Annotated in this window: 26 protein-coding genes and 2 pseudogenes; 10 read left to right on the plus strand and 18 right to left on the minus strand. The window is 62.5% G+C overall.

Features of this window, described 5'->3' with window-relative positions:
• Genes virB10 through AC1ME3_RS18720 form a run of 3 tightly spaced genes read left to right on the plus strand, consistent with a single transcriptional unit; the run spans position 1 to position 4,255 of the window.
• The gene (gene virB10, locus AC1ME3_RS18710; RefSeq protein WP_480955935.1) at positions 1-1,287 is read left to right on the plus strand and encodes a type IV secretion system protein VirB10; all 1,287 of its coding nucleotides are present in this window, start codon (positions 1-3) and stop codon (positions 1,285-1,287) included.
• 4 nt (positions 1,288-1,291) lie between these two features.
• Complete coding sequence (virB11, locus tag AC1ME3_RS18715; protein ID WP_480955936.1) at positions 1,292-2,314, plus strand: P-type DNA transfer ATPase VirB11; 1,023 nt, start codon at positions 1,292-1,294, stop codon at positions 2,312-2,314.
• 12 nt (positions 2,315-2,326) lie between these two features.
• Entirely contained in the window at positions 2,327-4,255 is a 1,929-nt protein-coding gene (locus AC1ME3_RS18720) for a type IV secretory system conjugative DNA transfer family protein (protein WP_480955937.1), read from the plus strand.
• An 82-nt stretch (positions 4,256-4,337) separates the two neighbouring features.
• On the opposite strand, the gene AC1ME3_RS18725 is transcribed toward AC1ME3_RS18720, so the two are convergent.
• The 5 genes from AC1ME3_RS18725 to AC1ME3_RS18745 form a co-directional block, all read right to left on the minus strand.
• Positions 4,338-5,396 carry a Fic family protein gene (locus tag AC1ME3_RS18725; RefSeq protein WP_480955938.1) on the minus strand — a complete coding sequence of 353 codons (1,059 nt, stop codon included), beginning with the start codon at positions 5,394-5,396 and terminating at the stop codon, positions 4,338-4,340.
• The gene (locus AC1ME3_RS18730; protein ID WP_480955939.1) at positions 5,393-5,617 is read right to left on the minus strand and encodes an antitoxin VbhA family protein; all 225 of its coding nucleotides are present in this window, start codon (positions 5,615-5,617) and stop codon (positions 5,393-5,395) included. The genes AC1ME3_RS18725 and AC1ME3_RS18730 overlap by 4 nt, the downstream gene beginning before the upstream one ends.
• Positions 5,618-6,364: 747 nt before the next feature.
• The gene (locus AC1ME3_RS18735) at positions 6,365-6,631 is read right to left on the minus strand and encodes a hypothetical protein (protein WP_480955940.1); all 267 of its coding nucleotides are present in this window, start codon (positions 6,629-6,631) and stop codon (positions 6,365-6,367) included.
• 66 nt (positions 6,632-6,697) lie between these two features.
• Positions 6,698-7,213 carry a YciE/YciF ferroxidase family protein gene (locus AC1ME3_RS18740; protein ID WP_480955941.1) on the minus strand — a complete coding sequence of 172 codons (516 nt, stop codon included), beginning with the start codon at positions 7,211-7,213 and terminating at the stop codon, positions 6,698-6,700.
• A gap of 107 nt (positions 7,214-7,320) precedes the next feature.
• Positions 7,321-7,812 (minus strand): nucleoside deaminase, encoded by a 492-nt coding sequence (locus tag AC1ME3_RS18745; RefSeq protein ID WP_353454180.1) that lies wholly within the window; start codon positions 7,810-7,812, stop codon positions 7,321-7,323.
• A gap of 357 nt (positions 7,813-8,169) precedes the next feature.
• Here AC1ME3_RS18745 and AC1ME3_RS18750 point away from each other — a divergent pair, with 357 nt between their 5' ends.
• Positions 8,170-8,979: a SirB1 family protein gene (locus AC1ME3_RS18750; protein ID WP_480955942.1), complete on the plus strand. Its 810-nt coding sequence runs from the start codon at positions 8,170-8,172 to the stop codon at positions 8,977-8,979.
• Positions 8,980-9,012: 33 nt separating this feature from the next.
• Here the strand turns inward: AC1ME3_RS18750 and AC1ME3_RS18755 are convergent, their stop codons facing one another.
• The 6 genes from AC1ME3_RS18755 to AC1ME3_RS18780 all read right to left on the minus strand — a co-directional run bounded on the left by AC1ME3_RS18755 (position 9,013) and on the right by AC1ME3_RS18780 (position 16,430).
• Positions 9,013-9,387, minus strand: coding sequence for a hypothetical protein (locus AC1ME3_RS18755; RefSeq protein ID WP_480955943.1), 375 nt, complete (start codon positions 9,385-9,387; stop codon positions 9,013-9,015).
• A gap of 68 nt (positions 9,388-9,455) precedes the next feature.
• Entirely contained in the window at positions 9,456-9,743 is a 288-nt protein-coding gene (locus tag AC1ME3_RS18760; RefSeq protein ID WP_132742086.1) for a hypothetical protein, read from the minus strand.
• Positions 9,743-13,006, minus strand: coding sequence for an error-prone DNA polymerase (locus tag AC1ME3_RS18765; protein WP_480955944.1), 3,264 nt, complete (start codon positions 13,004-13,006; stop codon positions 9,743-9,745). The genes AC1ME3_RS18760 and AC1ME3_RS18765 overlap by 1 nt, the downstream gene beginning before the upstream one ends.
• Positions 13,003-14,607 (minus strand): Y-family DNA polymerase, encoded by a 1,605-nt coding sequence (locus tag AC1ME3_RS18770; RefSeq protein WP_480955945.1) that lies wholly within the window; start codon positions 14,605-14,607, stop codon positions 13,003-13,005. The genes AC1ME3_RS18765 and AC1ME3_RS18770 overlap by 4 nt, the downstream gene beginning before the upstream one ends.
• A gap of 100 nt (positions 14,608-14,707) precedes the next feature.
• Positions 14,708-15,469: an ImuA family protein gene (locus AC1ME3_RS18775; RefSeq protein WP_480955946.1), complete on the minus strand. Its 762-nt coding sequence runs from the start codon at positions 15,467-15,469 to the stop codon at positions 14,708-14,710.
• A gap of 460 nt (positions 15,470-15,929) precedes the next feature.
• Positions 15,930-16,430, minus strand: coding sequence for a hypothetical protein (locus AC1ME3_RS18780; protein ID WP_480955947.1), 501 nt, complete (start codon positions 16,428-16,430; stop codon positions 15,930-15,932).
• 131 nt (positions 16,431-16,561) lie between these two features.
• Here AC1ME3_RS18780 and AC1ME3_RS18785 point away from each other — a divergent pair, with 131 nt between their 5' ends.
• A complete protein-coding gene (locus AC1ME3_RS18785; protein WP_480955948.1) occupies positions 16,562-17,326 on the plus strand; it encodes a hypothetical protein in 765 nt (254 codons plus the stop codon).
• A gap of 4 nt (positions 17,327-17,330) precedes the next feature.
• On the opposite strand, the gene AC1ME3_RS18790 is transcribed toward AC1ME3_RS18785, so the two are convergent.
• Positions 17,331-17,513 carry a hypothetical protein gene (locus AC1ME3_RS18790; RefSeq protein ID WP_333962134.1) on the minus strand — a complete coding sequence of 61 codons (183 nt, stop codon included), beginning with the start codon at positions 17,511-17,513 and terminating at the stop codon, positions 17,331-17,333.
• A 341-nt stretch (positions 17,514-17,854) separates the two neighbouring features.
• Between AC1ME3_RS18790 and AC1ME3_RS18795 the strand changes: the two genes are divergently transcribed.
• Positions 17,855-18,850, plus strand: a complete 996-nt coding sequence (locus AC1ME3_RS18795) for an SDR family oxidoreductase (protein WP_480955949.1) — start codon at positions 17,855-17,857, stop codon at positions 18,848-18,850.
• Between the two features lie 233 nt (positions 18,851-19,083).
• Here the strand turns inward: AC1ME3_RS18795 and AC1ME3_RS18800 are convergent, their stop codons facing one another.
• The 3 genes from AC1ME3_RS18800 to AC1ME3_RS18810 are packed head-to-tail and all read right to left on the minus strand — an operon-like array spanning position 19,084 to position 22,264.
• Positions 19,084-20,175: a hypothetical protein gene (locus tag AC1ME3_RS18800; RefSeq protein ID WP_480955950.1), complete on the minus strand. Its 1,092-nt coding sequence runs from the start codon at positions 20,173-20,175 to the stop codon at positions 19,084-19,086.
• Entirely contained in the window at positions 20,172-21,659 is a 1,488-nt protein-coding gene (locus AC1ME3_RS18805; RefSeq protein ID WP_480955951.1) for a relaxase/mobilization nuclease domain-containing protein, read from the minus strand. The genes AC1ME3_RS18800 and AC1ME3_RS18805 overlap by 4 nt, the downstream gene beginning before the upstream one ends.
• A gap of 23 nt (positions 21,660-21,682) precedes the next feature.
• Complete coding sequence (locus tag AC1ME3_RS18810) at positions 21,683-22,264, minus strand: hypothetical protein (RefSeq protein WP_480955952.1); 582 nt, start codon at positions 22,262-22,264, stop codon at positions 21,683-21,685.
• Positions 22,265-22,607: 343 nt separating this feature from the next.
• Between AC1ME3_RS18810 and AC1ME3_RS18815 the strand changes: the two genes are divergently transcribed.
• Entirely contained in the window at positions 22,608-22,877 is a 270-nt protein-coding gene (locus AC1ME3_RS18815) for a hypothetical protein (protein WP_480955953.1), read from the plus strand.
• 799 nt (positions 22,878-23,676) lie between these two features.
• Here the strand turns inward: AC1ME3_RS18815 and AC1ME3_RS18820 are convergent.
• Both AC1ME3_RS18820 and AC1ME3_RS18825 read right to left on the minus strand, forming a co-directional pair.
• A complete protein-coding gene (locus AC1ME3_RS18820) occupies positions 23,677-24,024 on the minus strand; it encodes a hypothetical protein (protein ID WP_480955954.1) in 348 nt (115 codons plus the stop codon).
• Positions 24,021-24,701, minus strand: a complete 681-nt coding sequence (locus tag AC1ME3_RS18825; protein ID WP_480955955.1) for an AAA family ATPase — start codon at positions 24,699-24,701, stop codon at positions 24,021-24,023. Before AC1ME3_RS18825 ends, AC1ME3_RS18820 begins: the two co-directional genes overlap by 4 nt.
• A 417-nt stretch (positions 24,702-25,118) precedes the next feature.
• Between AC1ME3_RS18825 and AC1ME3_RS18830 the strand changes: the two genes are divergently transcribed.
• From AC1ME3_RS18830 to AC1ME3_RS18840, 3 genes and pseudogenes are all read left to right on the plus strand, one after another.
• The gene (locus AC1ME3_RS18830; protein WP_480955956.1) at positions 25,119-25,550 is read left to right on the plus strand and encodes a hypothetical protein; all 432 of its coding nucleotides are present in this window, start codon (positions 25,119-25,121) and stop codon (positions 25,548-25,550) included.
• 71 nt (positions 25,551-25,621) lie between these two features.
• Positions 25,622-25,702: pseudogene (locus tag AC1ME3_RS18835) on the plus strand (hypothetical protein); the annotation flags it as partial.
• 122 nt (positions 25,703-25,824) lie between these two features.
• A pseudogene (locus AC1ME3_RS18840) lies at positions 25,825-25,869 on the plus strand (hypothetical protein); the annotation flags it as partial.
• A 152-nt stretch (positions 25,870-26,021) separates the two neighbouring features.
• On the opposite strand, the gene AC1ME3_RS18845 reads toward AC1ME3_RS18840, so the two are convergent.
• The gene (locus tag AC1ME3_RS18845; protein WP_480956100.1) at positions 26,022-26,183 is read right to left on the minus strand and encodes a hypothetical protein; all 162 of its coding nucleotides are present in this window, start codon (positions 26,181-26,183) and stop codon (positions 26,022-26,024) included.
• Positions 26,184-26,218: the final 35 nt, after the last annotated feature.

The raw sequence follows: 26,218 nt of genomic DNA on the forward strand, positions 1-26,218 counted from the left end.
ATGGTCGGCACCGTCATTGACCGGGGCGGCGACGTCGCTGCGGATACCATCCCTTCGAGCGATATCGATAGCCCGGTCGCACGCAGTGGCGGGTGGGGCAACATCGCCTTGATCGGCGCCGGGGTCGGTCTCCTCGGCACGATCGGTGGCCTCATGATTGGCTATAGCGCGTTTCACCAGTCCGCCAGCACCGCGTCGGCAGCTCAGCCCGCTAAGGCCAGCGAGCGATCTGTGGACGATGTGATGGACTCTGCGAACGCGCAGCGGGCGGCGTTGGCGAGCCAGCTTGGGCAACCTAACGCTGTACAGACTGACGTGTTCGGGCGACCGATTACGCCTGCGGCCGGTACCCAGGTTGCGGATGCGAACGCGAACCCCGTCTCGACAACCACGACCGCGTCAAACGGGCAGCAGTCGCCCGCGCAGCGACGGGCCGAGCAAGCGCGCGCGATGGCGGATGCGGCGCGGCGATCGCCGATCATGGCCTTCGGCAATACCGGCACGGCATCGGCCGTGCCTGGCGCGGGCATGGAAGGGCAGCAAGGGGCGGGCCAAGGCGATGGGTCGCGTGGCGGGCAATCCACGGTTGCGCGACAAGGGTTCGGCGCAAGCGGTTTCGGGCCGTCGGGTGCCGATGCGCCGACTGCGCCGGCAAAGGGCGCCACCGATTTCAACGACCAGCTCAGCCACTCCGCGATCCAGACCGTGCGCGCCACCATGGTCGCCGACCGGAATCTGCTGCTGAGCGCGGGTACAGTGATCCCCTGCACGCTTCAGACCGCGATCAATTCGACCCAGGCCGGGTTCGTGTCGTGCGTCATCAATCACGACGTCTATTCCGAGAACGGTCGCATCGTCCTCATCGACAAGGGGACCAAGGTGCTTGGGCAGTATTCGGGCGGCATCACGCAGGGGCAGGCTCGCCTGTTCGTGCTTTGGACCCGCGCTCTGACCCCCCGTGGTGTTGCGATCGATCTCGGCTCGCCCGCGGCCGACAGTCTCGGCCGCGCAGGGCTTGCAGGTGGTGTCGACACGCAGTTCTGGGCGCGGTTCGGCATCGGGCTTGTCATCTCGGTGCTGGAGGATGCCTCGCAGATCGCCGGTCGTGCCGTTGCCAACGAGGGGAGCAACACGACGCAGGTTCCGGGGCAAGTCGGCCAGACCGTCTTGCAGCAAACGATGCAGATCAAACCGATCCTGAAGAAGAACCAGGGCGACACCGCTGCGATCTTCGTCGCCAAGGACTTCGATTTTCGCTCGGTTTATGACGTGGGGCTAAGGCGCTAAGCCGATGGCATCCAGCCCAACGTCGCTCATCTACGAGCATAATGCCGAGCCGATCCGACGGCATCTTCTTCGCGACGACGTGACCGAGCTGGTTATCAACGAGCCCGGGATGATCGGTCTCGAGACGCGCAACGGGTGGGAATGGCATGACGAGCCGGCGCTCGACAATGCCGCTCTCATGACGCTGGCAAAGCTGATCGCCGGGTTGACCAAGCAGGACATCAACTCCGAATATCCGGTCTGCTCCTCGGTCCTGCCGGGGGGCGAACGCGCACAGGTCGTCGTTCCCCCGGCCGTCGAGCAAGGCTTCATCTCGATCACGATCCGCAAGGCGTCGGGCGTGACCATGAACATTGACGATTTCGAGCGCGCCGGACTGTTCAGCGAGGTTCGCGCGCACGGTCTGTACGGGGATGTCGATGCTGATCTCTTGCGCCTGCGCGCAGCGGGGAACTGGCGTGGCTTTTTCAAGCTGGCGGTCGAGGCGCGCAAGAACATCATGATTTCCGGCGCTACCGGCTCGGGCAAGACGAGCTTCTCAAAGGGGCTCATCAAGCTGATCCCCGACTATGAGCGGATCCTGACGATCGAGGATACGCGCGAGCTGGTCGTGCCGCAGCGCAACCACGTCCACATGATGTACGCCAAGGACGGGAAGAGCCTCCAGAAGGCCGGCGCCAAGGAGTTGCTGGAATCGGCGCTGCGGATGCGGCCCGATCGCATCCTCCTGCAGGAGCTGCGCGATGGCACGGCGTTCTTCTACCTGCGCAACGTCAACAGCGGCCATCCCGGCTCGATCACAACTGTCCACGCCAACACGGCAGAGGGCGCGTTCGAGCAGCTGACCCTGCTGGTCAAGGAGTCGGAGGGCGGCAACGATCTCGACCGCCACGACATCCGGTCGCTGCTGCGCTCGCTGGTCGATATCGTGGTGCAGATGCACCGGCTGCCGCCTGGTGAGGGTCGGCCGGCGCGCTATCGCATGACGGAAGTTTGGTTCGATCCAGCGAGCAAGCCGAACGATTAGGGAGACTATGGCGTGAGCGGTAAATGGATGCGAAGCGACGAGGGGTCGCAGCCGGCAGCTATCGCGTTTTTGGCGCTGATTGGGTTGGTGATGAGCGCGGCGATCGGCGCGGTCGCCGTCCTGTTCAAGGCGCACTTGCTCAATGCACATACGCCGTGGCGCAAGGTGCCCGCCGCGCTTTGGGCGCTCAAGGGCTATCCCATCGTCTATCAGCCGTTCCTGATCGGCTTCGGGGTCGGCATGGTGCTGACCGTCATCATCATCATCTCGACGCTGTTCACGCGACAAAAGCTGCATGGCGAAGCACGCTGGGCGCGCATCAACGAGGTTAAGAAGGGCCTGCTGCTATCCCAGACCGGCATCGTGCTGGGCAAATTCAACGGCAAGGTGATGCGTTTTGGTGGCCCCGAGCATGTCATGCTCGAAGCACCGACCCGCGCGGGTAAGGGTGTCGGCGTCATCATCCCCAATCTGCTCGACTGGCCGGACTCGCTGGTCGTTCTCGACATCAAGCAGGAGAATTACGAAAACACAGCTGGTTATCGCAAAGAGATCCTTCGTCAGATCGTCCTGTTGTTCAATCCACTCGATACGGGTGGCCGCACAGTGCGGTGGAACCCGCTGGGCTACATCAACCGGCGTGATCCGATCGAGGTCGTCAACGAGCTGCAAAAGATCGCCGCGATGCTCTACCCCGATCCGCTGACTGGCGAGAAGTTCTGGGCCGAGGGCGCGCGCACCGCATTCCTCGGCGTCACAGCGTATATCGCCGCAACCGTCGACGATGGGGAGAACGCCCTCCCCTTTACGCTCGGCGAGGTTTATCGCCAGTTCGCGGCCGTCGATGCACAGCGCCGTTTCCCCAAGATCATCGCTGCTCGCGAGAGGGCCGGAAAGCCGCTCTCGACCGCGTGCATCTCGGCGATCCAGGATTACACCGGCTCATCGGCAAACACCTTCTCCGGCCTGCGTCAGTCCGTCACGTCGAAGATCAATGCCTGGCTCAACCCGTATGTCGATGCGGCGACGTCAGAGAGCGATTTCGATCTGAGCGAGTTCCGCGACAAGCGGATCTCGCTCTACCTCGGCGTCTCGCCGGACGATCTGGAACGGGTCGCGCCGATCTATGGGCTGCTTTTCCAGCAGCTCATCGACCGCAACGTCCGCGAATTGCCAAAGGAGGGCCTCCACCAGGTCAAGGTGCTGCTCGCACTCGACGAGTTCGCCAGCCTTGGCAAATGCACCGTGCTGGCGAACGCCTTCAGCTATGTCGCTGGCTATGGATTGCGGATGCTGCCGGCGTTTCAGTCGCTCGAGCAGATTCAGGGCGTCTATGGCGACAAGGTCGCGGCCGACATCGAGCGCAACTGCGCCGTGCGGCTCGTGCTCCGTCCGGCCGCCTTGTCCGAGGCGAAGAAGATTTCGGACCAGCTCGGCAGTTACACGTACAAGGCACGGTCGCGCTCGATGGGCACTTGGGGTGGCGGAGGCGGATCGACGTCGGAGTCAGATCAGCGCCGGCCGCTGATGCTCCCACAGGAAGTCGAGCTGCTGCCGGAAAACGATCTGATCGTCTTCCGGCGGGGCATGTACGCGACCTACGGCAAGAAGGTCCGCTATTACGCGGAAAAGCACCTGATCGAGCGCACCAAGATACCAGTGCCGCAAATGCCCCCGATCCGCGTCGACCCCGCAATCGCGGCGAATAGCTTGCGCGTGATCGAGGCGACGCAGGCTGCAGATGACACTGGCGCGGCCACCACGAGGCATAGTACCACGCCCTCGTCCGCGTCTGAAGCTGCTAGCCCGTTTGGAACCCGGACGAAGAGGGCTCGGAAAATCAACCAAGCGGCGATCAGCGACTGTCTTGCTGTTCCGCCAAAGCAGCAGGTCCGTAAGCTTTTCGACGGTGTTTGTACGGTCGGAGAGAAAGCAGCGTAGTTTGGTGATATACGTTCGGTGGTCGCGCTAGCGCGACGACGACCGGGTCGAGGACGCTTCTCAGCCGTACTCATTGGTCTGCTCAGTGCTCGAGGTCGCCGCGATCGATCTGCCGAACCGGGGGCGTTATCGCGGGCGTCGGGTCGGTTCGTTGTTTCGCCAGTTCGAGGTTAATGCCGTCGGCGACGGCTGTCAGCCGGTTTAGAGCCGACGCGCCGGGTTCGTGGATAATCGTGATATGGCCGCTGCTGACGTTCGCCAGGCGGTCTGTCAGCGCCGAGACCGTGCCTTCGCGGGCAACCCAGTCGCGCATGTTGGTCGCCCGGTCGAGTTCGGCTGCGGGCTCCTTCTTCCGTAGGACGGCGAGCCGTATGTCTTCGACGTTCCGCTCTGCCTGTTTTTGGGCGATCGGCTCGATCGCGACGATCTCGCGCGCTACTTCCCTTATCGACATGCGCCGGTCGTATGGCTCCTGATTGCGACCCCGCTCAAGCGAGCGTCTGACCACTTCCTCAAGCGGGTCAGCATTTTTGTAGCGCTCGACTTGAGACGCCAGTTTGTATTTGAGTTCGTAGTCTTCGCGCTCGCTTGCGGCCATTGCGTCCGCCATCGAGACGCCGGGGTTGCGAAGCTGAATCACTGCCATGTCACGCGCGATGTAGAGGGCGTCGCGCGATTCAGGCGTGACATTCGTTGTGCCCCAATCAAGCTTGTGGCCATTCTCGTGCGCCAGTTGCTCGGTGAAGGTCCGAAGCGTGCGACTGTTGCCCTCTCGGAACGGATGAAGGTAGTCGAGGCGCGCATAGGTCTGTGCGACGGCCTCGGACATCTCCAGCATGTCATAGCCTTTTAACGCTTTGCCCCCGTCGAGCGCCGCGAGCGTCGGTCCGAGATTGCGGTCGATTTCGGGCCGGAGCGCATAGGGTACGAGGACGCGATCGCTCGACGATTCCAGCTCGCGGTTCTTGAATTGGCCCGGGGCGTCCGGCCGGAACTCGCCGGGGCGATGTTCCGGCAGATCCTGGAAGATCCGACGATGCACTTCCTGGAGATGGGCCACATCGAACTGGCCTTTTACAGGATCATGTTGAAGCTCCCGAAGCCGTGCAAAGGTAAGTGCGGCTTCGCGCTGGCTAATCAAGCCGCGCGAACAGTGTCTGATGCGAGGATCGCGGCGGTCAACTCGTCGCTGGTAATTTCGCCGGCGACGTAGCGCGCGTTAAGGCGCTCGATCTCCTCCGAGAGGATTCCACCCTCGTAGCGAACACTGCCTCGCGCGAAATTTACCTCGCTCAGCCGGTGCGCACGTTCTGCCTCACTGATCGCCGGCGTGGATGATGTGATGGGCGTTACGACCTTCATCGGGCGATCCTTTCGAGAGAGCCTTCATAGCACAAAGCCGTGCCCGATACGACAAACACCGTGCAGCCTCACCTCTGACAATGCTGACGGCCGTTGGCCGGCAGGCGCTCGTGGCACCGCCTTTGTCGGTGCGCAGGGAGGGGGGTGCATCCCCCTCTGGGCAAGGGCTAGACCGTCTTCGCGCGAGCGCTCCGGTCACCCGGATCGATAACCCATGTATGTTACATTGGCGTGAGGTTTATCTACAAGCCTTTGACGCTGATCTAATCAGTTTCCAAAATGTCCGATCGAACGACGGCTGCCCTTGCTTGTGTGACGATCCATACGGAAACTACGGCAAACCGTCCCATTTGGGCTCATATTGCCAGCCCGGTTCGACCGGCAGCTCATTTACGAGCTTGGCTTCCATTGGCGAAGGCCGGTCTGCGACCATCAGTTCTGGTCCGGGGCGCAGCACGCACAGTGTTTGGGAGCCAGTCGTTTTGCCTTTGCTGCCTGGCGACGTCGTTCCTGCCGACTTGGCAGCGGAGCAACGCCAACCGAACTGGGAAAACCGTTAAGCTCAATCGATTTGATCACGGCATCTTTGAACATAAGATCACTCCAGACGGCTTTCAGTTATAAGCCCTCCGGTCGCGATCTGTTCCTGCTACTCCGACGCGGGGATCGGTGGTCCTGATCAGAACAGCAAACCTGTGCCCCCTGCCCCTGACAAGGGACGTAATCGCTGGCCTGGTAGGGGCGGATTCAATGCTCGTTGGAGTGCCGGTCTTCGACCGGCGTGTAGTAGCGCGCTATATCCGCTTCGGTGAGCGCATGACCGCTCGATTCTTTGACAAGCGCGGCGATTTCGCCACCGGTCCTGCCAGCGTCGCGCAGCTGCTCGATCTCGTCGCTTACCATGTTGATGAAGGCGGGCACCGGGAACCGTTCCTCGCCCAGGCCTAGCGCATCGCGCATGTGCTTTTGCGCACGCAGGGCTTCGGGAAGCGTGAATGCGATATCGTCGGCCATCGAACGTGCCTTTCATGAAAAGCTGGAAACTGGTCGGGGGGCATCGGCCCCCCGACACTGAAACGCTTATGCGGTAACTGCTTCCGCCTTGGCGTTCACGCTCGACGTTGCCATCGCCGTCAGCTTGTCGTCGGTCGCATATTCCTCGTCGAGCGTCTCTTTCAGGATCGCTGCGATATCGGCGCGGCCGAGCTGGTTCGCCCAGGCGATCAGCGTGCCGTACCGCGTAATCTCGTAATGCTCGACCGCCTGTGCCGACGCGATCAGCGCAGCGTCGAGCACGGCCTTGTCCTCGATCTCGCCAGCGACTTCGTTGGCTTCCTTGATGATGCCGTCGATCGCCGGACAGGTCACTGCCTTTGCCTTCTCGCCGAGCAGGTCGAAGATGCTCTCGATGCGTGTGATCTGCCCTTCCGTCTCACGCAGATGGGTTTCGAAACCCTGCTTCAGTGCTGGTGCCGTCGCCTTGTCAACCATCTTCGGCAACGCCTTGGTGATCTGGTTTTCCGCGTAATACACGTCCTGCAACTGATGCAGGAACAGGTCGTCGAACGTCACGATGTCTTTGGAAAACAGGCCCATGATAGCGTCCTCGCTGAGCGGATAGCCGCGAAGCAAACTGCTCCGGTACCGCCGCAACGCGCCGACTCCGGGGTAAGTTTCGTTCGGTTTAGCGCAGCCGCAGCACGCTATAGATTTGCCTGCTCGTCGACTGGCAGCTCTGCGTCCGGACCATAATAGAGCTTGGCGCAGTCGTCGCGAAGGCAGCCTCCCTCAATGACGATATCGTCGCGGTAGGCGTCGCCGATGAACGTCAGCGTGTCGACGTGCTGTGCTTCGAAATACATCTCGTGGACATCATCGCGGCCCGCCCCGTAAACAACGCGCCCGACCTTCGACCAGATCGACGCCATCGTGCACATGCCGCAGGGCTGCAGCGTGGAGTAGAGCGTCGCACCGCGCAGCTCCAATTCCCCGGTGCTTTCACACGCCCGTCTGATCGCCATCATCTCGGCATGCGCGGTTGCGTCCGGCAATTCCTTGGTCTGGTTGCGCTCGCCCGCGATAACCTTGCCATCGAGCACGATCACGCACCCCAGCGGTGAGGTCGAGGGGTCGGAACCCTTCGATCGGGCGATCGCAATGGCTTCGCGCATCCAGCGTTCGTCATCCTGCGTCATCGTTTCGGCTCCCTGTCACGGTCTTACAACACGCAGCGGACACAATGGATCGTTCGGCGCGGTCATTTTCGAATGCCAAGGATAGCCGAATGCTACCGTTCCTTGCTGCGTGTCGGGAAGACAGGCCCCCGGACGGTCATTTTGGCAGGGTCGTAGGGTTTCTGCAGGCCAACGATATTGTCGTAGGTTTCACGCAGCCAAGTATCGATTTCGGCAGGGTCCAGGATCGTGATCAGGGGCGGAACCGGCTGTGCCGCACAGTCGCTGCTCACGTATCATAAACTGGTCATGGATCAGGCGCGCCGTATCCTGGCGTCGTCATAGAAACCGTCGAAGCAGTCTCCCATCTAACGGCTCATGACCAACACCATCCTCCATCTCGGGCTAATGGAAGACGGGGAGATCGAGCTTGATCTGGCCGCTCTCGAACTCGCTGCGCTCGATCATCCCGGTATCGATCTCGACGAATATCTCGACGAGCTTACCGACATAGAAATAGCTCTGCGCGCTGCTGACGGCGACGCGGTAAGCAGCGTCGCGCAGGCTCAGGCCCTGAGCAGCGTGATGGTCGAAGAGTTCGGGTTCTCCGGCGACCGGACGCACTACGACGATCCGCAGAATGCGGACCTGATCGCTGTCGTCGATCGACGGCTCGGCCTGCCGATCAGTCTGTCGATCATCTATGTGGCAATGGCACGACGCCTGGGTTGGTCGGCGATCCCGCTCAATACCCCCGGCCACGTCCTGGTCCGCCTCGGCGACGCATCGGATCCGCTGATCATCGATCCCTTCAACGATGGTCGTATCGTTGCCCCTGCACAGGTGGAAGCCTTGTTGGAGCAGATGACAGGCCAGGCCCGGTTTTCCGACGGGATGCTTCCCCTGTCGAACCGATCCGCACTCATTCGCCTGTTGCTCAACCAGGCGACCCGTGCCGAGCAGGCCGGCGATCCCGCGCGTGCGCTGGTACTGTACGACCGCATGACGATCGTGGCGCCCACGCACGCCCATGGTTGGTGGGAGCGCGCCAGACTTCAGCTGGTCGCAGGTGATGTGGCCGGCGCCCGCAGCAGCCTCAGTGCGATGCTGGAGATCACCCGGGATGACGATCTGCGCCTGCAGGTATCGGCAGCGCTCGATGCCCTTCCCCGGCCAACGCCGTCATGAATATTGCGGTGGATTGACCCTTGCCGTGATGCCTTATCCTAAGCGCGTCCATCGGCGCTCATGCCAGGCCCGGGACTGGACGACGTCTCCGAACCGCCAGAACCGGGTTTCCCGCGTATGGGGACCTGCACGAACAAGTGTCCAGCACTCGCCGGTCGGCAACTCGACGATGCGGTGAATGTGCGTGGCATCGACATGGTAGGTTTCGCCGGGAAGCCGGTGAACGAGTTCGCTGTGCCAACCGCCGCTCGGATTCAGGTGGAACACCTCTTCGACATAGCCGCCATCGAGGATCTCGGTGTCGAAACTCCAGGGGTGATCATGCGGCGTGGCGTGCGGCTCTTCCATCTTGAACCGGTGCAGCGCGCGTCCGTCATCCAGATGATATTTTGTGAACGCCCGCGACATGCGCTCGACGCTGACGATCCGCGTGCCTTCGGGAACGCGAGCAATGGCTGCTCGCGGTAATCTCATGCTCACGGTTCGGACACCTCTTCATAACAGCCGGCGCGGCGCAGCTGGCGGACAATCCCGTTGAACGCCGCGGTCACGCCCTGTGCCCTGCCGATCTCGTTCTCTTGGGCTGCGGCATCCCAGTAGAGTGCAAGTGGCCAGCGTTCCGGGCAGTGCGGGAGCAGGCAGCGCAGCGCCAACCGGATCTCGACGACATCGACGCGCGCGTCCGAGCAACGCGCAACGCCGCCCCGCAAGATATGCACCGATAGCGCGATGACAACGCGTTGATGACGGACGAGCTTGGCCATCAGTGGAAGTCGTGAGATTTGAATTTCACGACGGCTTCCGGATCCATGCCGTCCGCATGGGGCGGCCAGTAGGAGTTGCGAGGGGCAGGGCTCCAACCCTTGTCGCCGCGGTCGGGCGAGCCGGCATGTTTCGCGCCATCGCCACGGCCGGTCCGGTGTGGGAAGGACATCTCGCCGACCCGGTGCAGCAGATCGCCATGGTCGATGATCCGGTCGCAGATGACGTGGATGACCTCGCCCTCCTTCTGCACCCTGCCCTTCATGCCGATCATCGACGCGGACATGACACTGCGGCGCTGCCGCTCGAACCGGTCGGGCCACAGGATGCCGTTGGCGATTCCCGTCTCGTCTTCGATCGTGATGAACAGAACGCCTTTGGCAGACCCCGGCTTCTGGCGAACGAGAATGATGCCGGCGACCTCGACATGGCGTCCATCGCGGATGGTGGCCAGGTCTGCGCATTTGGTCACGCCGCGCCTGGCCAGCTCGTCACGCACGAAAGTCAGCGGATGCGCGCGCAGCGAGAGTTGCAGCGCGCGGTAGTCCTCGATCACCTCGCGACCATCGGTCAGTGGGCGCAGTTCGACATCAGGTTCGATCCCTTCCGCACTGACGGCCTGGTCGGCGCGATCGGCCGCGGCGAACAGCGGTAGCGGCGCTTCACCGAGCCCCCTCACCTTCCACAAGCCCTGGCGACGATCGGCACCAAAGCTATGGAAGGCGTCGCCGTCCGCGAGCTTCTCGATCGCGGCGCGCTGGACGCCCGATCGTCGCCATACGTCTTCGACGCTCTCGAACGCGGTCAGCTCGCGCGCACCGACAATCTTCGCGCCGTCCGCGTTGGACAGGCCGCGAATCTGCCGGAGCCCCAATCGTACGGCGAGGTACCGCCCGCCATATGGCTCCAGCGTGCAATCCCAGCGGCTTGCGTTGACGCAAGGGGGGCGAACCACGACGCCGTGTTCGCGCGCATCGCGGACAATCTGCGCGGGCGCGTAGAAGCCCATCGGCTGCGCATTCATCAGTGCCGCGCAGAACACGTCGGGATGATGATGCTTCATCCACGACGATGCGTAGGAGATCTTGGCGAACGAGGCGGCGTGGCTCTCGGGGAAGCCGTAAGACCCGAAGCCTTCAAGCTGGCGGAAGGTGCGTTCGGCAAATTCACGCGGATAACCGCGCTCGACCATGCCCCCGATCAGCTTTTCGCTGAAGTGCGACACGCCGCCTGTGAACTTGAACGTCGCCATGGCGCGGCGCAGCTGATCGGCTTCGGCCGGCGTGAACCCGGCCCCGACGATCGCCACCTTCATCGCCTGTTCCTGGAACAGCGGCACGCCGAGCGTCTTCTCCAGCACCGCGCGCAGCTCGGGTCGTGGGTATTCCGGTTTCTCCAGCCCTTCACGCCGACGCAGATACGGGTGGACCATGTCGCCCTGGATCGGTCCGGGGCGTACGATCGCAACCTGGATGACGAGGTCGTAGAAGCGCCGCGGTTTCATCCGCGGCAGCATCGACATCTGCGCGCGGCTCTCGATCTGGAAGGTGCCGAGCGTGTCGGCCTTCGAGATCATCGCATAGACGTCGGGATCATCGTCCTGCAGATCGGCCAAACCGACCCGCAGCCCCTTGTCCGCCTCGAGCATGTTGAAGGCGCGGTTCATGCAGCCGAGCATGCCCAAGCCCAGCACGTCGACCTTCATGAACTTCAGCGCATCGATGTCGTCCTTGTCCCATTCGATGATCTGCCGGTCTTCCATCGCGGCCGGTTCGATCGGGACAAGATCGTCGAGACGGTCATGGGTAAGGACGAAGCCACCTGGATGCTGCGACATGTGGCGCGGCACACCGATCAGCTTGCGGGCAAGCTCGAGCGTGAGGCGCAGGCGACGATCGCCGATGTCGAGGTTCAGCTCGTTGACCTGCTTTTCGCCGACGCCCTCGGCCGACCAGCCCCACACTTGCCCTGCCAATGACGATGTCAGGTCCTCGGGTAACCCGAGCGCCTTGCCGACATCGCGCACGGCGCCGCGCGCGCGGTAGCGTGTAACGACGGCGGTCAACGCCGCGTGGTTGCGGCCATAGGTCTCGTAAATCCACTGGATGATTTCTTCGCGACGCTCATGCTCGAAGTCGACGTCGATATCAGGCGGCTCGCGGCGCTCGCCACTGACGAAGCGCTCGAACAGCAGCTCGTGCTTGATTGGGTCGATCGAGGTGACGCCGAGCACGAAGCAGACGCAGGAATTGGCGGCCGAGCCGCGGCCCTGGCAGAGAATGCCCCGGCGACGGGCTTCGCGGACGATCGCGTAGACGGTCAGGAAGTACGGCGCATAGCCAAGCTCACCGATCAGCCGCATCTCGTGCGCGATCTGATCGGTATAGGCAGCCGGCACCGTACCGTTGAACATCGTGTCGACAGCGTCTTCCGCGAGCTTCTGCAGCGCCTCTTGCGCGGTCAGCCCGTCGATCAGCCGCTCATGCGGGTATTGATAGGCCAGTTCGCCCAGATCGAAGGTGCATAGACGGGCGATATCGACGCTTGCACGCAGCGCATCGGGATACGCCTTGAACCGCCGGACCATCTCGTCCGGGGATTTGAGCGCACGGTCGGCATTGACCTCACGCCGGTAGCCGAGTTCGTCGACGGTGCATTTCTCGCGCACGGCCGTCACCACGTCCTGCAGCAACCGTGCTTCAGGCGCATGGTAGAGGACATCACCCGTCACCACCGCGCGAACGCCAGCGCCACCTGCCTGCCGCGCCAGCGCGTCGATCCGCACGGCGTCGTCCGGCCGACGCCGTTGGAACAGCGCCATGTACCCGCGACGGCCATAGACTGTCTTCAGGTCGGCGAGCGCCGCCAGATTCTCCTCGTCCGCCTCAACCGGCAGCAGGATGGCGATCATGCCCTCCGACCAGGGTTCGAGGTCATGCCAGTGGAGCAGGCATCCCCCCTTCCCCGCCCGCTTCTTGCCCACCGTCAGCAAACGCGTCAGGCGCGACCAGGCGAGGCGGTCGGTCGGGTAGAGCAGCAGCTGCCGCCCGCAGGACAAATTGACGCGCGTTCCGGCGATCGAGCGAACGCCGGTCGCCTTCTGCGCTTCCCATGCGCGCACCACGCCCGCGACCGTGCCGATGTCGCTGACCCCGATCGACGGATAGCCGAGCAGCGCGGCAGCCGCGAACAACTCCTCGGGGCTCGACGCGCCGCGCAGCAGTGAGAAATGCGTGAGGACCTGAAGTTCGACATAGTCCGTCATGCGAACACGCCGTGCATCCACCAGCTGAGATCGCCGGTATCCTCGACGAACCCGTCGCCACGCCGGAACACCCAGTAGCGACCGCCCATCTCGTCCTCGACGCGGTAATAGTCGCGGACAGCCCACACTTCCGCGTCACGGCGCCACCACTCACCGTGGATCCGCTCGGGGCCGTCGCCGGCCACGACCTTGTGCGGCCGGCCGCGCCACTCGAACCGCCGGGGCGGCTGATCGGGCATGAGCGCTATGACACCCCACAGCGGTTCGGGCCTAGCCAGCAGGCGCGTCGGTCGCCGCCATTTCGGCCAACCTGCAGGCGCCACCACCGGGTCGGCCCGCATGACGGCGCGCTCGGGTACGTGACTTTCGACCGGCGCGATCCGGAACACGGCGTCAGCGCCAATGCGGCCGGCAACGACGTCGACGAGACGGGCCGGATCACGCACAAGGACCTCACCGGCGAGAACCGCGCCGAGATCGACCGCGTCGAGTGGTTCGGTGTGCGGCGCCGCCAGATAGAATTGCTCCAGCCCCAGGCCCGGATCGATCCGTTCGATCCTGAGCTTCATGAGCCGCAGCAGGTGCGAGACCTCACGCGTCGGTCGTGAGGTGCCGACCGCGACGACCTGCTCGGTGCCATCGACGCGCAACCCACCGAGCCGCAGCGATCGTACGCCAAGCCCCTTTGCGCGCAGCAGTTCGGCCATGTCGCCAAGCAGATCCTCCATGACCTGCGCGATCGCGTCTGCGGTGACGATCGGTTCGAGCAGCCGGCGCTCGACGATCGGCATGACCTCGTCGGTGCGCGGCGTGATGGGTTCGGCGACCGCGCCAAGGGCCTGATCGAGCCGCGTGATGGCAGCCAGCCCAAGCCGGCGTGCCAAAGGCCCTCGCGCAACAGGCAGGAGATCGGCGACGCGTTCGAAGCCGAACTTGCGGGCGGCGACAAGCGCCGTGCCTGCTAGGCGCAAGGCCGCGACCGGTAGGCCGCTGAGCGCTTCAACCGTCCGCCCTGTGGGCACGATCGCGATGTCGGCAGGCCCGAACCGGGCAATAGCGTGTGCCGCGCCCGGTGTGTCTGCAACCGCCACGCGCGCGGTGAACCCGGCACGCTGGCAAAACGCGCGCAGACGCCGGCAGAACCGTTCTTCCCCGCCATGGAGATGCGCGCAGCCGGTCAGGTCGAGCCACAGCCCGTCGGGCGGTGTGGCTGCGGCGATCGGCGACCAGCGGCGCACCGCGCGTAGCGCGAGCTGATCCAGCATTGCGGCATCCGCCCCCGTCTCGGACGGTCGGATGTCGAGATTGGACACTAACGCACGCGCATGGGTCGCGGCCATCCCGATCGTGATCCCTAACGCGGCAGCGCCATCGCAGGCGGCCACCACCTCTTCGCGCCGGCCAACCTTGCCGATCAGCGCAAGCGGGGCCCGGTGGAACGCAGCAACGGTCGCCGCAACCCTGTCGTGACTGTCGTCTCGCGCTGGTCGGTGGAACGGATGGTTCGCCGCCTCCGATCGTCGGCCGAGTTCACGCATGGGCGGCTTGGCATGCGCGGGCAGCGCTGCGATCTGACCTTCCACGTCATGCCTGGTCGGCATATCAGCGCGCGCCCACCGCGCACCCGGCCGCCATCCGCCGCCCCGTGGTACCGAACACGCACCGGGATCGTCGTCGACGGGAAGCTGAAGGGGTGGCCGCTCAGGCGGCCGCGTAGCGTGCCGGTCCAGCCGTCTCAGCCGTTCGATGGCCAAGTGCGGCAGGAACAGCGAGACAACCCGTCTCATCGCAGCCCTCCAAAATTATCGAAAATGCTTCGCCGCCACGCTGCCGTGCGACTTCAATCTGCCACCGCGATCGGCCGACGCCGGCGACGCCAAGGCGCTCGGACGGCGCACTGGCGATCCTCCAGCGCGTCCAGGCGGCAGACGGCTCGGCGAGCGGATCCTGGTCGCGGTTACGTCTGCGTCGCAGGATGAGAACGGGAATGTCGGCGTCGGCCGCGACCAGTTGCAGGCGCCGGGTCGCCACCATCGACATCACGCTAACCTCGGCGATCACCGCTGACGGCGTTCCATCGCGCACCGCGTCTTCGACGACGGCCAGCAAAGCTGCATCGTCACGGGGTTGTGCGTGAATCAAGTCGGCAGATGATAGCCCCGCCTGCTCCAAGCCCGGCGCATAGAGATCGTTGCGACAGCTCACCCACAGCACCGGTCCGCCTGTATGCGCCGCTTCTCGCGCGGCGATGCCTGCGAGGAACAGCGTTGCTGCGGCATCGTCGACCATCGAACAGCTTTGTGCGGCGACCTCGTGCAGTGCTCCAGCGCGAAGGCCCCTGCTTGCGAGGCGATCGTCGAGCGCAGGGATACCGAACGGCATGATGCGGTGATCCACCACCGGCGTTGCGATTGTCTGCAGGTGGGCGATGGTTGTCGGCAGAGACTCGAGGGCGGTGATCATGATGTCTAGACTCTACCTGTTCCCTTTATGTTCCGTTACCAGAACCGTTTGGTCAAGCGTCAGACTCGATACTCATGTGGATAAGGTTCTGCCTGCGAACGTTGCGAAGCGCGTTTGGCTATGTGCCGCGGAGGCGGGCTACCGTGAATGCGCGTATGCGAACGACTGTCATTGGGCATGCGGATCGGCGTGCCGGATCCAGTCCGTTTCCCGCGCTATCGAACCTTCGTCAGCCGTGCCTTATCGCCGAGCTAGCCAAGGGATGAGTTTGGCTCCGACATCCCGCCAAGTGCATGAAATGCAATCCGGATTAGCCAGTTTTGCATTCGCCATTGCCCGGCCTGCCGGATACCAAGATGACGCCTTTCAGGCATCCTCTCCTAAAAACTTCCCGGGTCGCTTTTGGCGGCCCCTTTTTTTTGCCCGGACGCAGCCGGCACAGCGTTTCCGGCGCTCCGAGCTACCGGACGTTCGCGTATAGCGATCGGCTGTCATCGAGCATGCTGATGGGTGTCGGGGTGATCCAGTCCGCCCCCCGCATCGGATATGGGCCGTAGAACAGATCGCCGAGCGCACGCCGGTAATGTGCGTTCATCCGACGTCGACGATGATGTTCAGGGCCATCGTAAATCATGTGGCAGCGCTGGCAGAGCGCTGCCAGCTGGTTAAGCGCGCTGTCACTGGGGTCATGATTGAGATGCGCACAGGCCAGCACCACCGGTGTCCATTTGCCTGAATCGAGGATGTTCTCGGTCGGTCGGCGAACACGTCCGCCGTCGCCATTACGCCAATACGACCGGCCTTTGTCCCACCAGCGTCCGTCGCCCATGTAGAAGACCCGTTGTCCGTGTGGGCGCCCGCAATGTTCGCAGCGTCCGCCTGCGCGCACGAAGCGGACCAGATGCGATAGCTGCGGCCAATCGATCGGGTACAGGAAGACATGTTCGGGGCGGATCGGCATCAGGGCCGTCCACCAACATCATCGCTACCCGTATGTCTAGCGACGTTCTGGTCCCTTGATGTTCTCGCTATGTCCTACAGGCAAACATTCGTGCATCCGACCGTTAGCTGAGTCAAAACGGATCGAATGCGATGGGCTATTCAGGAACACATTGGCCGGAAGGGTTGAACGACGAGGAGGCGCTGCAGCGTCTGCAAACTCTATGTCTGGGCGCTTGCGATGGCATTCAGGATCTGGCGGACGACACGCGCTACAAGGCGCTGCGCCGGGCGCTACTTGGCCGGAACGACCTGCGGCCGTTGGCGCCAGCTTTCGTCGCGGCGCAGCCCAGCCTTGAGGCATTCGTACGTCATGTGAGAGAGACCAAGGATCGCACCTCGCGGCGTGAAATGGTCCGTGAGCAGTTCAAGGCGCTCTGGGATGAGGTTCGCGGACCGGATGCCGTCAGTTCGACGACGTGGACCGGGCGCCCTTCCCTGCGCGAGCATGCCGCTGTCATTCAGGCGTTGGCGCCTGTTGCCTTGGAAGCCGTGCAACGGCTGATCGACGATGAGGAGCTCGCTCGCGACAATGGTGGCCCTGTCGATGCCGATCGCGCGGTAGCGCTGCAGCAGCTGAAGGCGCTACATCGTGCGCTTGGCGATCTGATCGCGGCAGTCGATCAAGGTCGATCGCTCGAGCCCGTGTTCGAACGGCTTCGGGTCGTTCGCCAAGAGGCGAAGGTCGCGATCGGTAAGGCAACGGCTGCGCTGCCGGTGACGACCTCGGCGCTGATCGCGTTCGGCAGCGTCGTTGGTATTGTCGAATTCTTCGTAGGGAACGTCGTAGTCGCGGTCGCTGCCGGGGGGATCGCAGGCAATACGCTCAAGGACGCGATGCTCAAAACCCCCCTATAACAATTCAATATAGCCCACCCTCTTCTCTCTCCTCGGCGCCTTCCTTCTGGGCCTCCTCGAGATCGTCTGAGTTTTGTGCGCCGCGCGACGGCTTATCTTCAAGGCTATCTTCCGGACCATTATTGCTATCCGGCAGTTCGTTGACGTCGGTTTCAAAACCCGGTTCTTCGTCCTGTGGGGCGGCCATAACTACTCTCCTTCGGCGCATGTAACGATCCGAGAAGGCACACGGTTGCTATTGCCCGCCACGCGGTAACGATACTTTGATAAAGCACGCTGCAGGACCCGGTCTCGGAGACACTCGCGACGTTCTACGCATCCCCACATCAGACGCTCGTTCATTTTACGCGTTCGGCCCTGCAAGCGTAGCTAGGAGGAGCAAAAATGCCGCTCGCTGATCCCCATCCGTCTTGAAGAGAATCCATATTTGCAGATGCTGAGGGGCGCAGAGGGTACGACGCGGTATAACGGCAGAATTTGGAACGGAAGCAATCGTTTAGCGCTTGGGTTGTGATCATTCCGGGAGCTATGACGATGACCGATACCACTCGACGCACTTTCGTGACGGGGGCAGCTATTACCGCTGGTGCCATCGCTGCGACCGCCGCAAACGCCGCAACACAGAGTGGTGGCAGTAGCGCCGCGACGACACCAGCAGCCGCAGTCTATCCTAAGCCCCCCTACCCTGTACAACGGCAGCCTTGGCCCGGTCTTGCATCAAAAATGACACCGCGCCCAGATCACGGCGAGAAAAGCTACAAGGGTTCCGGCAAGCTGGCAGGCAAGAAGGCCCTGATAACCGGCGGAGATAGCGGGATTGGTCGCGCCGCGGCGATTGCGTACGCGCGAGAGGGAGCGGACGTTGCAATCAACTATTTGCCGGCCGAAGAACCGGACGCTCGCGAAGTCATTGCGTTGATCCGGGCCGAGGGTCGCAAAGCAGTCGCGATCCCTGGTGATCTACGTGACGAGCGCTTTTGCCGCGGGCTGGTGCAGCAAGCGAGCGAACAGCTTGGTGGGCTCGATATCCTGGTCAACAATGCGGCCCGTCAGCAGACTCGTCCCGGTATCGCCGATATCTCGAGCCAAGACTTCGACGATACGATGAAGACCAACGTCTATGCACCGTTCTGGCTGACGAAGGCGGCACTTGAGCGGATGAGTGCGGGCGCGGTGATCGTCAACACCTCCTCAGAGCAGGCGGGCAATCCTTCACCCGACATCGTCGACTATGCGCTAACGCGTGCCGCGGTGCTGAACTTCACCAAGAGCATGGCCAAGCAGCTTGCCAGTCGCGGTATCCGCGTGAATGCAGTTGCCCCCGGTCCGTTCTGGACTCCGTTGCAGGTCAGCGGCGGGGCGACCCCTGAGAAGTTGCGCAGCTTTGGTGGAGACTCGCCGATGGCGAGAGCAGGCCAGCCAGCTGAGATTGCGGCGCTTTACGTCGCCGCAGCCGATCCGTCCCTGAGCTATTCGACGGGTCAGATTTTCGGTTCAACCGGCGGAAATGGGCAGCCGGCGTAACGTTCGAAACGCGTGTAGTCCGTACCGGGGCGAACATTGCCTGCTCGGGTACTGGTAGACCTGACCAAGGAAAGTACATTTCGGTCTAAGCGTGAGAATTTGACCGGTACAATGTTCAAGGCCAGCGGGCAAAAAAACCCCGCTGGCCTTGAACTTTAGATTTGAGCTCAGGACTCGTTGATCAAAGCCAGAAGATGACGGTGGCAGCGAGGGCGATGGCGGACAAGAAGACCCTAACGGTCTTTAATCGGCTCCACCGTGATGGTGGGATCGTGTTGCGGCGTGGAGCGGCTGTCACCGAGCGATGGCCGTTCGCCGAGTTCGATACGTTTGGCCAGGTCGCGGTGAAGCGCGGTCAGCTCTGGCTGTACGACGTCCCCCGATGTAGGTTCGAGCTTGTCCTCAAGAGCATCGAACAGATCGATCGCGCCCGCCAGCTCGGGCTCGGCATATAGCTCTGTGCTTTCGCCCTTTCGCCATAGCGCGGCGAGTTCCTGGGATCGCAAGACGCTACTGGCGGCTGATCGATCCGTCGCCCGGGTCGTCGTCGGCCGTGGTGGCGGTACTGCTCCGCGCTCTTCGATCTTCGCGCGTGTGATGGCTGCGAGGCGATACCGAAGGAGGCGTGATTCTGGGGTGTCCGTCGGTGAAGGGGTCTGCTGCTTTTTCAGAAGCGTGATGAGATCCTCCGCGCTGGTACCCGCGATTGCCTTTCGCCAGTCGACCAGGGCGCGTTCGTTGGATGTGAGGTCGGCCGGTTGAGCGAGGATGAACCGTTCCATCAAGGGGTCGTCTTCCACATCGATCGTCAGCGGGCCGCGTTGCCCCAACACGGCTGCGCGGGTGAAACCGATCAATTCCAGGGTTTTTGCGACTCCTGCCCTGCGGTCCTTCCGGTTGGCACTTGCGGCCACATCCAATCGGCCTGCGATCACCTCGAGGCCAAGGGCGATATCAGCGGTCCCCTTCTCACCGGCGCCAGCGATTTCCTGAGTACGGATGATGTCCTGGTGCAGCGAGCGTGTCGTCACGCGATCGGCGTCGGATCGCTCGATGAGGTTGTGTAGAACCGGGGCCAAAGCTTTGAGCCACTCATGCGTATCAGCGTGACCGTCGACCGTCTTTGCGAGGATAGCCTCTTGGTACGGCACTACGTCGCAAAGTGGCGCGATGCCGGTGTCGATGACATTGATGCGGCGATGTAGCTGCTCCTGGGACTCTTCGATACGCGCGTTGCTTCTCGCAAGGGCCGCCACTTCGCCCCGGAGCAGGGACACGGCGTCCATGAGCGCGGCGATCGCGACGGTTGATGCGTCTGAAGTCATCGGCTGGGCCCACCCCTATCCTTTGAACGGTCGCGATCGAGCCGCTCGCGATTCTGCTCCTCGGCCTTCCTCACGATCTCGTCGTGGCGTGACACATCGATCGGCTGGCTGGGCTCGCCGATCTTCTCGGTGATCGCTCGGAGACGATCGCTGAGCGTGCCGGCGCGATCTGGATCGTCATCCTTCCCGGCCGGAGCTCGGCTCTTTTCGATCGGATCGCCAATACGATTTGCCCTGTCCTCGGACTGGGCTGGCGTCGGCATCGTATCGCCGGGACGCGCCTTGGGTTGTACCTCCGGCGCCGCCATTTTCTGATGAAGTGCCTTGAGGATGTCGAGGCCGGTATCGGCGCGCGACACCGAGGCGTCGGGGATACGAACAGGCGGTCGGACAGGTGCTGCGACGATCGGCTCGGCGACCTTCTCGCTCGCCAGGCGCATTGCCCTGACCGAGTTTGGTTCGGGCTCCGGCATCGTGGCGGCGAACCGCTCGAGGCTCCGAGCGACGTGTTGATCGACGGCTGAAGGCGACGTCGAAAGTTCCGCAATCGAGCGTGAGTAGGTAACGCGAACGGTTGCCTGCCGGCTGGCCAGCATCGCTATGACGGGGTCTTCGCGACCCTCCGCGCGAAGTCGTTCAGCACGCGCGATACGGCTCTTGTCGATCTCAGGCACCTGTCCCTTTTCACGCATTTTCACCGCGGCAATCGGCTCGTGCATAGGGTCGATGCCACGCGCCCTGGCGGGCGTGGCGTTTGCCTCTATGCCGCGGGTCCGCAGCTTTTCGGCAAACCGCTGGCGATACCGGAAGAGATCTTCGCGGTTCGGATGGAAGCGTCGGCCATCATGATCGCGACGTGCGATCGTGAGGTGAACGTGCGGATGGTCGCGGTCGACGTGGAGCGACGCGACCCATGATCGATTGGCAAATTCTTGCCTCGCAAAGTCGAGAGCGGCGTCTTTCAAGCCATCCGGATCGGTGCCAGTGGGCATCGAAAGGATCATGGAAATCGACGTCGCCCCCTTGCGCCGCGCGTCACCATCCATCTCCCAGCCGTGCCATTCCTGAGCGAGCAGCTGCATGTCACGCCCGTCGCGCAGCACCTCGCCTTCGCTCGTTTCCAGACCCAGTTCGCTCACATCGCCGTGGCCCAGGCGGCTGATGTAGGAGAAGTTCGCGAGCACATGGCCGCCGCCATGTTGACGCCCGGTGATCCGCACAACGGCCTCTGGAGTGCGACGTGAAGTACGGTCGGCCGTCATCACGGCGCGGGTATTCATGCGGGCCTGCGATCCGCCTCCGAACGCATGTTTTGCCTGCGCGCTCGGGCGCGATCCAGCGGACGATGATGCCGGTTTCGGAAACATCGATGCGACGGCCATGCCGAGGATCGTGCCCCCGGTCTTCGGGCCTTTGGCGCTGCCGCCCCCCGATCCCATGCGGTACTTTTTGGGAGGCGCAAAGACGCCTGCCATCGAATCCATCGTGCCGGAGGATAGCCGCAAACTCACTCGCCCGGTGCCTCATCCTTGCGGGTCCAGTACCCGATTTCACCACCGATAGAGGACGCCAGCGTGCGCCGGGCCTCAATCAGAAGGGAGCGTAACTCCGCGCATGTTTCCATGAAGGAGCCCGCGATACGCGCGATGTCGAGCGAGCTCTCCGGCTGGTTCGCTGCGTTCATTGCGTGGACCGCCTGGTTGATGTTTCGTCCGATCGCGAGGACCTGCTTGCGGACTTTGCCGATCTCCGTTTGCGTTGCCGGTGCAAGACGCAGAAGCGCCGCCCTGTTCCAGAGCTGCCAGCGGATCGTGCGCTTGATCCACTCGTTGCGGGTCAGGCGCATCGGCGCCGCAACGGTGTCGATCGCCTCCATTTCACTCCGGTTCAGGCGAACTGTAACCCGAATGTAATCGTCGGGATGGCCCCTGCCCTGCACCGGCATGACCGGTACGCTTCGGCTTTCTGGTGTGAGCGCTGCTTGCGTCAACGCGGCTGTGATCCAGCTACTGCGAGTCTGTCCAGACGCCACGGCAATACGATCGATCTCGGCCGTGAGAACGTCGCTGAGCCGGACCGTAACCTTCATCTTGAAAGCCCCGAGCAGCGGAGACTCATAAGCCAATGTCCGACATTGGCGCCATGAGGCATATCCTGCCGTACCTTAAACCAATCCCCCATAGACCTTTGGCTCCTTCTCACACACTACAGCATCTCACGAACGCGGAGCCGGGGCAACTGTGCCGCGTCAGCCCACAAATCTGGCCATCGTATTTCTGTCTATTGTCGATCAAAGGGCAAAAGGTGCACCTACGGCGCGCGCTTTTTTGTTTCTGGTTCTTAAGCGATCCCTGTCCAGTCGATCAGCCTAGCAATCCAAGCCATCCTCGGACATTATGCGATCAATGCCGCTTGAAACTTGGAGACATTTGATGGCCCGAACCTCCCTCAAGACGGTCGACATCACCACCATAGAAGCGCGGGAAAAAGCTCTCCGTGAAGAACTCGCCGCGCTTGCTGAACAGAAAAAGGTCGCCGAACTTGCTGCACGCGATGCCGGCCGTCCTGTCCTGCTTGCCGCTCTCGATCGCGTTAAAATCCCGTCGATGGAAAAGACAGACGCTCGTTCAATCGCTACAGCCATCTCAACCCACGGCGCTGCGGCTGTCGCTCAACACGTTGCCACAATTTCTAAGTCCTGACTCTCGCTGCGCCACAACTCCCCCCAGCAAAACGCGCCCGCATCTGCTCCATGAGGCGTGTTGGCGCCCTTCGTTATCTTGAGGTCGCGGCAGAGCTATTTCAGCAGGCCCCCAGACCGGAACGGTCGTCGTCAAAACCCTCCAATCCCTTGCCTAACATGACGAACGATGGCGCTTATTGTGTCTCTAGTAGAATCTCCAATTCGACATGTTAGCGGAAGCCACATCGATTGATCGGTGCGCACCAGAACGCCTCTGCGGCGCTTCGTGGGATTGCTCACGAACTGAAACTGGAGCTACTCGGCATCGTTGAATTGGGTCCGCTGGTTGTCGCTCGCGCACCCAACCGCTTCTTCGCTCCTGGCTAGATCTCAGACCCAGCGGGCAGCCGTTCGGTTATGATCGCAGGTATTGGTTCGGGGCATCTTTGCGTTTAGCCCGGTTCGAGGTAACGCATTGAAGCATCTGTGTGCATTGGTCGTGCCTGGCTGATATAAGCCGTTGCGTATCCGGCACTCATCCCCACCGTCCGACGCAAGCCTCCCCGTTCGTTGCGACGGTCTGAGCCCCATCATCCCTCTACATTAAGGGGCAGCGATCGGACACAAGGCTCGCCCTGTTATTGCTGCTGCGACGCCTGCGTATGTGCGTCAACCAGCTCCTCTATGTCCTGCGCCAGCGATCGTGCCCGACTCGTTTTCGCTTAGCTATTGCCGAACGGTCCCGTTGGCCGTTTGCGGTTCACTGAACCTGTTTGGGCGCGTCGTTCGGGGTATCATCGTCGCGCGTCGTCGCGTCTCTACTTGTTGCTCAGGGCCGATAGGCGCTCTTCTTCCTTCTCGGCGAAGTCGAGAAGCCGGGTCATCGCGTCACCCTTCGAGAGGCGCTGCCGGTACGCAAAATCCTCGAACCTTTGTCTATCCTCGGGGCGTGCACGAACGTGGATCGCGTCAGTAAACGTCGCCTGTCTGGGCTTCGGCGTAGGCCGGGCGGGCGCTGATGGAGTCGCCTTCTCTGAACGAAAGCCGAGCCCCTCCCCGCCCGCCTTCGCGGCCACGATTTGCTCGGGCGTCGGGACTGGAATGTCGTCATCGGCCGCGAAGCTGGCGATGGATCGGCGTGAACCCGGTGCAGCCTTATCGGTCATGCAGCAGCCCCTTCCTCGAGCAGCGCCAGAACGTCATCGCGGAAAGCGGCTGCGTTAATTCGTGCGCTATCCAGCGAACCCACGTCCGCGTTTGTCATCTCAGCAAGCGTACCGCCTATGCTGAAGAGACCGCGGAATGCACCGCGTTCCGCGAGTGCAGTTGGGATCATAGGGATGCCGGCTTTTTGCAGGTTCGCGACGACTGCTTTCAGGTCGCGCGTCCAAAGCCGAAGCGAAGCAGGCGTCCTCGTAAGGACCGCTGCGAACGGCAACGGACGCTCGCGGGCAGTCCCGGCGTTGCGGACGACCTTGAACGCCCGCGCTGCCTCTACGGCGTCTAATTCCGAGCCCTGGATTGGAATGAGCGCGAGATTGGACATCAGTAGCGCACTGGTCGCGCGTGCGCTTGCCTTGCCCTCCAGATCGACGATCACGAAGTCCGCCCGTTTTCGAGCTGCGTCGATGGTGCCGATTATCTCGTCTTCATCGATTTCTGGAATGACCTCGATATTGTCGGGCTTTCCATCCTTCTTTGCCCATCGAGCAAGCGGAAAATTCGGGTCGGCATCGATCATGACAACGCTTGATCCCTGCGCGGCGATCTCTGTCGCCAGGATCAGGGCTGTCGTCGTTTTTCCGACACCGCCCTTTGGCGATAGCATGGTGATTACGGGCATAATGGCTCCGATGATTTGCGCTGCTGACAGCTGCACATGTGTACGTTGTTTCGCAGGTTACACGCGTATCGCACGTTGCACAAACGCTACGTGTGCCGCGTGTTACACGCGTATCACGTGTTCACGTTTTTCACAGGTCCCACACTTGGAACAAAGAATACGTGTGACACGTGTTGCACGCTTACCACATGTTCACATGTTCACATGTTCACATGTTTCACATATTCCGCAAGTTATACAAAGCCCAGGCGCGCCGCACGTTACACTTGGGATGCGTGCTCACGTGCAGTACTTGTCCCGCGTAGCCAGCATGATCACATTGGGCGCATGTACCATTTGTGATACATGCTCATTTCGTGAGCATGTTCACCGGGAATTCGCTGGAGCGTTGTCACTCTCTATGGGCCGGTAGATTGATTGCCGGCTGACGCCGATCAAAACGGCGATGTCGTTGATCAGGGCAGGGGGGTCGGCTTCCAGACATTCCTTGGCTTTAGCCCACTAAGCATTGTCGAAGGTCGGTGGCCGCCAGAACCGCGAGCCTGCGCGGCAGCGATAGGTTCGGCGCTGGCGGCGCGACTGCATCCGTTCGGGATCCGCACGACGGCCGATCTGGTGGCGATGGCACCGGCATCCGCGGGTGATGTGGGGACCGTCGTTCTCGAGCGCCTGGTGCGCGAGTTGAACGCCGTCGAGTGCGACGGCTTCAAGTCGGAGCCGGAAGCCAGCGAGGCGACGGCGGTGACGCGCCAGTTTGGCGTGCCGGTGACGGACCTGGACGAGCTTTGCGAGGCGATGGTGCGGCGCGCGCGCGCACGGCCGAGAAGATTCGTCACTAAGAGCTGGTAGCGATGTGGCCGATCGTCTTTGCGCACGGGCGCTACCGGCCCAATCCGCCCTGGGCGAGCCGCCAGACCCGGATGTCGCCGCCCAGTAACGATCCGCGCATCATCGCCGGCCTTGCCGACAGGCTGATAGAGGCGATGTATCAGCCCGGGGGCGTCTATACGAAGTGCGGCGTTCTGCTCGAGGAGCTGCTACCGCAAGGCGCGGGGCAGGGGGCAGGGGGCAGGGGCACGTCTTTGCCGTCCAGGATCCGCGCGCGCTCGGGTTGCTGGCCGCTATGGATGGGCTCAACGATCGGTTCGGGCGTGGGACGGTCGGGATCGCAGCGCAGGGGTTCGGCGCGCGAGCGTTCGATACGAAGCGGAAGCCAAAAAAGCCCGGCATGGACGGCCCGCTTGGCGGAGATCCCGGTCGTCCGCTAGGTCGGAGCAGAGCGAGACAAAAAAGGGAGAGGCTGAAGCGCCTCCCTTTGCTTCAGCGGATCATCTTGGTGATGATCGGTGACAGTGCCGAGAGCAGCACCCCGATCGCGATCACGGAACCGAGCGTCCCGATGAGCCAGGTCTGCGCCTTCTGCTGGGCTTCAAGGCCCTTCATCTGCGCTTCCAGCCCTGCGTTCGCTTCCTTGATCTTCACCGCCAGATACTCCTCAAATGCCTCTACAATCTCGA

The sequence above is a fragment of the Sphingomonas sp. BL2 genome (assembly GCF_056680015.1).